The sequence below is a fragment of the Mesorhizobium sp. M7A.F.Ca.CA.004.06.1.1 genome (genome assembly GCF_003999135.1).
GTDB lineage: Bacteria > Pseudomonadota > Alphaproteobacteria > Rhizobiales > Rhizobiaceae > Mesorhizobium.
Map to the genome: position 1 here is coordinate 1 of NZ_RZPQ01000203.1, position 8268 is coordinate 8268.

At 60.8% G+C, this 8268-nt stretch carries 11 protein-coding genes; 4 read left to right on the top strand and 7 right to left on the bottom strand.

The window, feature by feature from the left end:
• Window positions 1-1218, bottom strand: a 1218-nt coding sequence (locus EN906_RS14495) for a site-specific integrase (RefSeq protein ID WP_164777177.1), incomplete at its 3' end; no start/stop codon positions are given.
• A 688-nt stretch (window positions 1219-1906) separates the two neighbouring features.
• On the opposite strand from EN906_RS14495, the gene EN906_RS14500 reads away from it, so the two are divergent.
• Window positions 1907-2155: a hypothetical protein gene (locus EN906_RS14500; RefSeq protein ID WP_127272210.1), complete on the top strand. Its 249-nt coding sequence runs from the start codon at window positions 1907-1909 to the stop codon at window positions 2153-2155.
• A gap of 381 nt (window positions 2156-2536) precedes the next feature.
• Here the strand turns inward: EN906_RS14500 and EN906_RS14505 are convergent, their stop codons facing one another.
• From EN906_RS14505 to EN906_RS14520, 4 genes are all read right to left on the bottom strand, one after another.
• Complete coding sequence (locus EN906_RS14505) at window positions 2537-2782, bottom strand: hypothetical protein (protein WP_127272080.1); 246 nt, start codon at window positions 2780-2782, stop codon at window positions 2537-2539.
• Window positions 2783-2990: 208 nt separating this feature from the next.
• Complete coding sequence (locus EN906_RS14510) at window positions 2991-3290, bottom strand: DUF982 domain-containing protein (RefSeq protein WP_127268340.1); 300 nt, start codon at window positions 3288-3290, stop codon at window positions 2991-2993.
• Between the two features lie 43 nt (window positions 3291-3333).
• The gene (locus tag EN906_RS14515) at window positions 3334-3789 is read right to left on the bottom strand and encodes a hypothetical protein (RefSeq protein ID WP_127268339.1); all 456 of its coding nucleotides are present in this window, start codon (window positions 3787-3789) and stop codon (window positions 3334-3336) included.
• Window positions 3790-3857: 68 nt separating this feature from the next.
• A complete protein-coding gene (locus EN906_RS14520) occupies window positions 3858-4346 on the bottom strand; it encodes an Hsp20 family protein (RefSeq protein ID WP_127268343.1) in 489 nt (162 codons plus the stop codon).
• Between the two features lie 223 nt (window positions 4347-4569).
• Between EN906_RS14520 and EN906_RS14525 the strand changes: the two genes are divergently transcribed.
• From EN906_RS14525 to EN906_RS14535, 3 genes are all read left to right on the top strand, one after another.
• Complete coding sequence (locus EN906_RS14525; protein ID WP_127268342.1) at window positions 4570-5001, top strand: cupin domain-containing protein; 432 nt, start codon at window positions 4570-4572, stop codon at window positions 4999-5001.
• 97 nt (window positions 5002-5098) lie between these two features.
• Window positions 5099-5857: a copper homeostasis protein CutC gene (locus EN906_RS14530; RefSeq protein WP_236383344.1), complete on the top strand. Its 759-nt coding sequence runs from the start codon at window positions 5099-5101 to the stop codon at window positions 5855-5857.
• A complete protein-coding gene (locus EN906_RS14535) occupies window positions 5854-6351 on the top strand; it encodes a GNAT family N-acetyltransferase (RefSeq protein ID WP_127268338.1) in 498 nt (165 codons plus the stop codon). The genes EN906_RS14530 and EN906_RS14535 overlap by 4 nt, the downstream gene beginning before the upstream one ends.
• 42 nt (window positions 6352-6393) lie before the next feature.
• Here the strand turns inward: EN906_RS14535 and EN906_RS14540 are convergent, their stop codons facing one another.
• Window positions 6394-7416: an acyltransferase gene (locus tag EN906_RS14540; protein ID WP_127268337.1), complete on the bottom strand. Its 1023-nt coding sequence runs from the start codon at window positions 7414-7416 to the stop codon at window positions 6394-6396.
• Window positions 7417-7685: 269 nt separating this feature from the next.
• A partial coding sequence (locus EN906_RS14545; protein WP_127375230.1) for an FAD binding domain-containing protein occupies window positions 7686-8268 on the bottom strand: 583 nt, incomplete at its 5' end.

The window sequence follows — 8268 nt, forward strand, 5'->3', positions numbered from 1 at the left end:
CATATAGTCGTAGCGCGCATATACCCGCGACGTGACCGTACTCTTGGTCGCCGAAACGTGATTCAACACATGCCCGACGATGAACGGCGAAATGCCGATTTCTTCCATGCCCGTCGCAGCAGATCGCCGAAGGTCATGCGGCGTCCACGGTGCAATGCCCATGATCATCGCTACGCCGCGCTTGCTGATCTCTTCTCGCTTCACTGCCTTCGGGACAGATGCGCCGGTGACTGCTGCACGGGCGCCCGGTCCAGGAAAAACGAAAGGCGGTACCGCCCTGCCCTTGCGCTCCGACAGCGCCTTCACGTCTGCGATCTGATCGCCGATGATCCGGATTGCCATTTCGCACAGCGGGACAATATGGTCGCGGCCGTTCTTCGCGCGCCTGGCTGGTATCGTCCAAAGGTCGCGTGTCAAGTCCAGTTCGCCGTGCTCCATGCCGGCGATCTCGCCAACACGCTGTCCGGTAACCAAGCACAGGCGCAGAATGCGGCGGGTGCTTTCCCGCATGTCGGCTTCGGGCAAGGCCGCCCACATCGTCTTGATCTCGTCGGCCGTCAGCACGCGGTCGCGCTCGACCGTTTCGGTCGGCCTAGCCATACCTTCGGTCAAGTTGTTGTCCAGATCGCCACGACCGCGCCCCCATCGGATCATGGCGCGAATGTCCTCGAACACCCGGTTTGCCTCGACGGCCGCGCCCCGGTCCTTCACCGCGTCGATCGCCTTAGTGATGTCGCGACGATGCAGGTCCGCGAGCTTCACCTCGCCGATGCACCCAGATGATGCCTTCTCGACCTTCTTTCCGTCAGCGTCATAGCCGGACACATTCTTGCGCAGCCGGCGCGCGATCTCATCGACCGACCGCCGCGATGATGCCCGGCGGGTGAGATAGCTCTCGACCAAATCAGAGACGGTCATCGAGGCGGCGTGCGCTTTCTTGGCGGCCACAGGGTCGCCGCCCTCTTGCACGCTTGCACGAGTGTCCTTGGCCTTCTGGCGAGCGCCCTTGTCGGTGCCGAGCGGTGTCTCGGGATAGGTGCCGAGCTTCAACCATTGCCGCTTGTCGGGCGGCCCGTAAACCGCGAACCAGGTCTTTTGCCCACCCGCCGAGACGCGCAGCACAAGACCTTTGACGGTCGTATCGAAATAGTCGGCTTTTCGGCCGGAGCCGGCCTTGGCAGCCTGGCAGAATTTGTCGGTGAGTTCGAGTTTCGGCATCTGTCCAGCGACCAATCTTGCTACAACCGGTTGCCCGGGCCCATAAGTGATCTACAGAATGATCTACATAAAACCACGCGCTTTGTCGATACCGGCTGCGACAGGTCGCGACGGGATGAAACACTAATTTATTGTTATTCAAAGAATTTTTAGAAATTCAGGCTGTCGCACGCTGATCCAGAAAATCACATTGGAAACCCTCTGTTAACCGGTTGGTCGCTGGTTCGAATCCGGCCCGGGGAGCCAAATTTTTCAAGCCCTTGAGACGGTCAGGTCGCCCATAGGGGCTGATCTATGGCATGTCTGCAAAATCGTGGTCAGCAGGTTGATTCTCAACTTGACCTGGCGCCGCTGTCCAGCGCTCTCGATGACGCCGCGGCATCGGGAAGGTTCGCGCGAGCAGGCATAAGGCCTTGCTGCGATCTCGGCGATCTTATCTCTTGTCGCCGTTCGGTTGGGTGCCGGTGCCTCTCGCACATCTCGGGGTGGCGGGTCGACATGCTCAAGCTCGGGCGGGGCTTCTTTGTCCCGGCGTTGCACAGGTACCTTCTCCGGTGCGGGCGTCGATGGTGGCTCTTTGATCTTGCTCGGCATAACCGAGTTAACCGCCCTGCCGGTCTCTTGTTCCGTAGCGAGCAGAAAACCTGAATGCGTGGGGAACCGGGAACATCGAAGAGCGTTTTCTCGCATGCTGAAGAAGATCGCCCTCGCCGCCGTGCTGGTCCAGGTTGCCGCAGTTTCCGCTCTCATCACCCAGACGGTGCTCTTCGCGTCCACGGCCACACAGGCCGCCAACGCGCAGCCCGATGACGCAGTTGCTGTCACCGCCGAGAACGAACGGGACAAGCCGGCGCAGCCTATTGTTGCCGGCCAATGCCCAACGCGGCTTGTGGCGAGCAAGGTCTTCACGGGGAACCTGATTACGGCGCAACAATAGCTCGCCATCGATGCCGGCCATCCGTCGATCCCCCCAATTTAAGTCAGGGCGATGTGCTTGAAAGCGCAATGATTCCTGTTACTTGCGGCGCAGGGCGAGTGCGTTTGGGTTGGGCAAGAATTGGTATGATTTCATCGAATATGGAATGCCCGCGCTGTCATGGCAGCGGCAGGGTTTTCGACTGCTCCAAGTGGCACGCGTCAAACGGGCACTGCTGCCCGCAGGGAACCCATCGGGGCGGCTGCCCCGGAAAGACGGGCGCCTGCGCGGAATGCGACGGCCTGGGGACGATGGCGGAGCCTCCGCTGAGAGCCGTGGCGTAATCCGCGAGAGCGGCCCACGCCGCTGATGACGGCGCGGAGGCGCCCGAACGAGCATATCTTACTCTGTTGGTGTTTCTACGGGTGGTGCGGTCAGAACCGTGATGTCCATCCTGGCAATCTTGGATGCCGCGCGGCCTTGCGCGCCAGCATCCATATCGCCGCCTGCGGCAACCATGATTTTGGCCAGATGTCCCACGGCGTCCGTGCTGCGGCCCGGCGAAAATCCTTCGCCGGTTTGCGGCTTCCCCACTGCCGTTTGTTTTTCCGGGACATGCGGATGTTGACTTGCGATAGCGGAAACCATTGAACCTCCTGTGGCGACGCTTCGAACATTATATTAGCGCTGACTGTTGCGAGGCTGACCTAGCCAGTCGCCAAAAACCGCACCAGGAGTTCGAACAAACGATCGAGCCGCCCCGCTACAAGGTGAACTGGTAGGACAGATCACCTTGTAGCGATGTGAAAACGACGATGCAGGCCCGGCCATCCTGGTAGCGCCGCCCCTATCAAGGCTAAGCGGTAACCCCACCGCGACCTGACCTTGTGCCGTCCATCCAAGGAAACTGAGCAAGCGGGTCCTGCAGGATCTTGACGGATCTTGCGAAGCCGGCGACGGCATCGCGCGCCACCGTCAGCGGAACCTGGCCGTCGTGAGCACGCTGGCAGGCTCGAAAGGCCGTCTCGAAAATCGGACCCCGCCGTTCCCTTGGCCACTCGTCAAAGAAGTCGAACGCGTCGTCGAGGCACCCTATTTCTTGAATGAACTCGCCATTCTTGACCAGGACCGGTTGGTCGAACGTCCTGTCACTCATGTAATCCTCCATTCGGCACGGTGGGTTGTTGTGGTTCGGGAAATCATGCGATTGCATGCTCCGGCTCGGCCAACATGCCGCCACCTCCACGCCCGGGCGGCACCGTTGCAAAGGCCGGGATTGGCGGCGGATCATCGTCGTCATCTCGCCAGGGGTGCCGCATCCAACCGAGACGGCTCTTCCTGCGGCGCCGGTCGAAAGACAGGCTGACGGCTGACGGCAACATTGAAAAACGCGGTTCCCGCCCGGATTCGTCCAGGAGGTGGAGCGCGCGGAGTATGTCACTGACTTCAACGATGGCGCCGTTGTCCAATTGCCGCAACGCGGGATTGTCAGGAACCGCATGAACGTCGGAAGCCCAGAAAGCGAGCAAAGCCCGCTTTGCACCGATCGTCATCGTCTCCTCGTTCAGCACATCATCCGGCGTCCGCAACTCAGCGGATTCCGCGGCAAGATATTTCGGTTCAGGTTGGTGAAAACTGTAGGCTTCGGTTCTCATCTCCATTCTCCGCGAACTGTGCCTCCCGGCCGAACCGGGAGGCGGACCGTAGATCCAGGTTCCAGGAATCAGGCGACCTCGCGCTGGGGCTCCGCATCCGAATCGATCAACTGCTTCTTGCCGGGTTGCTCGAGCGAAACCGCTTTGGCTTCGGACCCTATCTCAATGCGCCGAGGCTTGAGTTCCTCGGGCACTTCGCGGATCAGGTCCACCGACAGCAAGCCATTCTCGAGGTTGGCCGCCTTGACCTTTACATGGTCGGCAAGTTTGAACACCTGCTTGAAGTTGCCCGTCGCCAAGCCGCGATGAAGGACCTCCCGATTTTCCTGGTCGGGTTTCCTTTGGCCGATGACAGACAATTCGGGGCCGTTTTGCATGAGTTCGACCTCATCGAGAGCGAAGCCGGCGATAGCCATCGTAATGCGATAGTCGTTCTCGCCAATCTTCTCGATATTGTAGGGAGGCCAGTCAGAGCGCACGCTTTTTTCGAGCATATCGAAGAGACGGTCGAAGCCGACCGTTGTGCGGTAAAGAGGGGTATAATCAGAACTTCTCATAGCCATATCCTCCGTGAAGCAACATGGGTTACGAGGCTGTCGCAGCGCCGCTGCGACGCCAGTATGTCGAGCCGAAGCCTCGACGGAAAACGATCTGGTAATCGTGTTTTTTTCCTTCAAGAGGGACGTCAAAAATATTTTTGGCCGGCAGGCAGGTGCCCAAGGCGCTGCCTTGCGTGCTGCTGGCCACTGCGCGATGTTGACGCCAGGGGTGGAGCGAATCATGCGAAAAATTTTGATGTCCGGACTGCTGCTCGCGGTGGCCTTTTCCGCGAACCCGGCCCGCGCGCTGGACAGCAGCGGCACGCCTGTCGTCGTGACACCTCTTGCGTCGCGCACGACGACCGCGTCCGGCCAACCGATCACGTTGCCGCAGAAGAGCGTGCAGGTGCTGGTCTCGACCTACGACATCGCGTCGGGCGCGACCTTGCCGGTCCACAGGCACCCCTTTCCGCGCTACGCCTATGTCCAGGCCGGCACGCTGAAGGTCACCAATGTCGAGACCGGCATCAGCAACACCTACAAGGCTGGCGATTTCATCATCGAAATGATCGGCCAGTGGCATCAGGCCACCAATATCGGGGATGTCGAGGTGAAGCTTCTTGTGATCGATCAGGTCGAGCAAGGCGCGAAGAATACGGAATTGCGCCAATAACCGCTAAGTCCGTGCCCGAAGGCGGAAGGCTGTTCGCGCTTTCGCTGCGACCGGCCCGGTGCTAGGGCTGGCGGGAAATCATGGACTGGATCGCCCCTTGACCAAAGCTCTCCGCCTTCCGCTGATCGAAATCTGTGTCGAAGGCATTGACGGCCTTCTCGCGGCGCAAGCCGCCGGCGCCGACCGGGTCGAACTATGCGCCAGCCTCATCGAAGGCGGTATCACGCCGAGCCTCGGCACGGTCCGCGCCGCCCTCGAGCAGGCAAGTGTGCCGTTTCACGTCATGGTGCGGCCACGCGGCGGCGATTTTCTCTACAGTGAGACCGAATATGCCTCGATGCTGGCCGATGTCTCGGCATTGCGCGAACTCGGCGTGCCCGGCGTGGTGTTTGGCTGCCTGAACGCCGATGGCACCATGGACGAGGCGCGCATGAGCGAACTGACGCAGGCGGCCGGCCCCTTGAACGTCACCTGTCATCGCGCCTTCGACATGACGCGCGACCCGGCCGAGGCGCTCGAATCGCTGATCCGCAGCAAGGTCGGCCGCGTGCTGACCAGCGGCCAGCGTGACACTGCTATCGAAGGCTTGCCGCTGTTGGCGGATCTGGTGCGGCAGGCCGGCGAGCGCATCGTCATCCTCGGCTGCGGCGGACTGGATTTGCACAACATTGCCGAAGTGCGCAGCAAAACCGGCCTGTCCGAAATGCATTTTGCCGCCCTCAAGGATGTGCCGAGTGCCATGGACTACCGCAATCCCCATGTCGGCATGGGTGGTTCCGATCTCGATCGCGAATACCGCAACACGCTCACCGACACATCACTGGTGGCGGCAACGATCGCGGCAGCCAAGGCATGACCTCGACCCCTGCCCCGATAGCCCGTGTATCGGCCGCAGACGAAGCGGCGATCCTGGCGCTCAACAACGAGCATGCCGCAGAACTGTCGTGGCTGGAGGCTGAGCGGCTGTCCTTCCTGCTTGGCGAAGCGTTTTACACCAGGCGCATCGGCGATCTCGAAGCCTTCATCATGACCTTCGACCAGGACGCCCGCTACGACAGCCCGAATTTCCTCTGGTTTCGCGAACGCTACGAGCGCTTCGTCTATGTCGACCGGGTTGTCGTGGCGGCGCACGCGCGCGGCCGAGGCCATGCCCGCCGGCTCTATCAGGATCTGTTCGGCCATGTTGAGCGCGCCGGCTACAATCTGGTCACCTGCGAAGTCAACACCGACCCGCCGAACCCTGCCTCGGATGTCTTTCACGCCGCCCTTGGCTTCACTGAGGCCGGCGACGCAGTGATCCATGGCGGTAAGAAAGCAGTGCGCTATTACGTCAGATCGCTGCAGGCATAGAGAGGGCGGGCGCGCCGCAAGACGGCCTGAACGCCCTGTTGCTCACCAGTTGCGGTTGAGCCATTCGCGCGCCGGGCGCTCGATGAGGTAGTAGCTGCAGGCCGCACAAGCGAAGACTGCGGCTAGCATCGGCATCGGCATGACGCCTTGCTCATAGACGAATTTGTAGAACGGCTGCTGCCACAGATAGAGCGAGTACGACCACAGACCCAGCGTCGCCATCGGCCAGGAGGACAGCAATCCGGAAATATACCGTGGGCTGAAATCGAGTGCGTTGACGGCCAGAGCCAGCAGCGGCACCGCGAAGAGATAGTGGATCGGCGTCGGCACCTGATCCAGGAACAGGACAACGGCACAGAACGTCGCCACCAGGGCCACATGCTTGCCTCTCAAAAACGCCGGCAGCATGCCGTCGGCCTTCAGCAGGCAGATCGAAGCCGACAGCAGGATCGACGCGATGTGCACGTCGGTGCGCCAATAGGTGGTTTCGTAGTCCATCCCGAAGACCCAGTACGAAACCGCGCCATTGGCCATGGCCAGCAAGGCCAGCGCCAGGAGCAGCACAACCACGCGAGAGCGACTTGAGACGATGACGCTGATCAGCGCCAGGATGATGTAGGCGTGCTCCTCGATGCAGAGCGACCAGATATGGTCGAGCGCCCCTGCCCGCGTCACGAGAATGCCGGCATAGTTGTAGGTGAATGTCAGCGCCGTCAGCGCCGCCTTCCATTTGAAGGCGATGAATGTGCCGGACAGCGCAATCATCGCGACGACTACGAAGACCAGAAGAGCCGGATAGATGCGGGAGAAGCGGCGTTTGAAGAATTTTTTCAGCGGGTAGCGTTCGATGAACAGGATCTCGCCCATCAGCCGGCCGCTGAGCACGAAAAAGAATTCGACGCCCAGCACGCCAAGATTGATTCCCGGAACCGGAAAGAAATGGCCGATCAGCACCAGTGCGATCGAAAGCCCGCGCCAGCCGTCGAGATAGGCCAGTCTTGTTCTGGTTGATCTGTCGGCGGCGGATCGGGACGGAACGACATGCGTCGCGGAAATGTCGGTCATGCCGATCCTCTCGCAAATAGGCATGCGAAAGGGCACGACATTTCGAACCCGGCTCGCATTCCCGCCCAAATCCATATTGCAGTGCAATATGGATTTGTGCAAGTGCGAGATTGCCGCCGGTGCAGTTCCAGGTGAAGTGTCGGCGGAAGAAATTGCTCAGGCAAACGATTGGTGCGGGGGCGATTCCATCAAAAGTTTGGGCAACTACAGGTCGCCACAAAAGGAAAAGGGGCCGCATGACCCCTTCTCCGTGTCCACAACGGATCGTGTCAGGCGTTGGCGGCAGCCACCGCGCGCTTGGCCATCACCGTGATCAGATTGGCGCGATAGTCGGCCGAGGCGTGGATGTCGGTCATCAAATTCTTCGCCGGCACTTTCACCCCTTCGAGTGCCGAGGCCGCAAAATTCTTGGCCAATGCTGCCTCGATCTCCTTCGAACGAAAAACGCCGTCGTCGCCGGCACCGGTGACGGCGACGCTGACGCCATCCTTGCCCTTGGCCACGAACACGCCGACGATGGCGTAGCGCGATGCCGGATTGCGGAATTTTTCATAGGCCGCCTTGGCCGGCGCGGTGAAGGTGACGGCGGTGACGATTTCGCCGTCCTTCAACGAGGTCTCGAACAGGCCCTTGAAGAACTTGTCGGCAGCGATCTCGCGCTTGTTGGTGATGATGGTGGCGCCCAGCGCCAGCAGCGCCGCCGGATAATCGGCCGCCGGATCGTTGTTGGCGATCGAGCCGCCGATCGTTCCCTTGTGGCGCACCGCCGGATCGCCGATCAGCGATGCCAGATGGGAAAGCGCCGGACAGGCCTTCTTCAGCTTCTCGTCATTGGCAACAGCATTATGCGTG